Raw genomic sequence first — 517 nt, forward strand, 5'->3', positions numbered from 1 at the left:
ATATTTGAACAGCGCTTTGGTCAGCGGCGGCAGAATGGTGTCGATGTATTCGTCAGTGTTCTGTTTGATTTTGTTCGCGATATCTTCCGCAGCGCCCAGCGCATATTCGAAGAAGCGAACCTGCATGCGCAGATCGTTCAGGCTAACGTCCAGAGTGGAGTAGGTGTTAGCGAACGCATACAGCGGCATGTACTCGTTCATTTTGCTGATTTCTTCACACAGTTCGAGATTGTATTTATCCCAGTCGAAGATCACGCCGCACAGACGAGAGTTGTTTTCAATAAGTTTTAATAAGTCGTCACGGTCGTTCGGGTAGACAATACGGAAGTCCAGGCGTTCGAGAGCACGATGCAGTTCACGGATGGGTTCTTCTTTGAAGTAAACCCCCATGTGATTCATGATTGCAATAACGTTCATAGTCAAATCTCCAGATGTAGAAAGCCCCTCCCGTCGCGTGATGACAGGTGATGGAAGGAGCCTCAGGAAAACGGGTTGCTGATTAGTGCGCGTTAGCGGT

At 48.5% G+C, this 517-nt stretch carries 1 protein-coding gene; it reads right to left on the bottom strand.

Going from position 1 to position 517, the window contains the following annotated elements; genetic code table 11:
- Window positions 1–417, bottom strand: a 417-nt coding sequence (locus tag ACFP3U_RS37095) for an Orn/Lys/Arg decarboxylase N-terminal domain-containing protein (protein WP_380230171.1), incomplete at its 3' end; no start/stop codon positions are given.
- Window positions 418–517 lie beyond the last annotated feature (100 nt).

Origin of the sequence: Kitasatospora misakiensis (assembly GCF_042656005.1) — a bacterium.
Lineage (GTDB): Bacteria > Actinomycetota > Actinomycetes > Streptomycetales > Streptomycetaceae > Kitasatospora > Kitasatospora misakiensis.